At 60.0% G+C, this 408-nt stretch carries 1 pseudogene; it reads left to right on the forward strand.

Going from position 1 to position 408, the window contains the following annotated elements:
* Window positions 1-117: 117 nt before the first annotated feature.
* Window positions 118-408: pseudogene (locus ACWGTO_RS33895) on the forward strand (ISKra4 family transposase); the annotation flags it as partial.

Genomic DNA, 408 nt, shown 5'->3' on the forward strand with positions numbered 1-408 from the left:
GCTAACTGACGATCCCCATCACTGTTTCCGGCACGGTCGAGGTGTGCAAACCGATGTTTTGCAAACATCGAGTTTCCACTCCGGCTATTCGGGAAAACACGTTGTAAGAGGTGCGGCATGCAGGTTCGGATCATCATGGAAATCACCGGCGACGACGGAGGGCTAATCGCCAGCGAAGTCGTCGCCGATCTGGCGAAGGTCACCAGGGGCGCCGAAGATCTCGGCCTGTCGCTTGCCGAGGGCAAGGCCCTGCTTGCCAGGCTTCAGTGGTGGAAACGCAGGTCGACGTCTGGCTCAGGGAAAATCGCGACCGGGATGGCCGCCGTCTGCGTAGCAAGGGCAGCTATCCCGTAACCTTCCATACCCTGTTCGGCGACGTGCGCCTGAAGAGCCCGCGTTATTGCCTGC

The sequence above is a fragment of the Mesorhizobium sp. PL10 genome, from assembly GCF_053714315.1.